This is a genomic window from Desemzia sp. FAM 23990 (assembly GCF_045528485.1).
Lineage (GTDB): Bacteria > Bacillota > Bacilli > Lactobacillales > Carnobacteriaceae > Desemzia.
Window position 1 is genome coordinate 1 of sequence record NZ_JBGQQW010000095.1, and the last position, 255, is coordinate 255.

General features: G+C 54.5%; 1 rRNA gene. It reads right to left on the minus strand.

The features are described 5' to 3' along the window. A 16S ribosomal RNA gene (locus tag ACEN4I_RS13615) occupies positions 1-255 on the minus strand; the annotation flags it as partial.

Sequence of the window (255 nt, forward strand, 5' to 3'; positions counted from 1 at the left end):
CCTCCCGTAGGAGTCTGGGCCGTGTCTCAGTCCCAGTGTGGCCGATCACCCTCTCAGGTCGGCTACGCATCATCGTCTTGGTGAGCCATTACCTCACCAACTAACTAATGCGCCGCGGGTCCATCTATAAGTGACAGCCGAAGCCGTCTTTCTTCCCAATGCCAGGAGGCATTAAGATCTATGCGGTATTAGCATCCGTTTCCGAATGTTATCCCCCGCTTATAGGTAGGTTACCCACGTGTTACTCACCCGTCC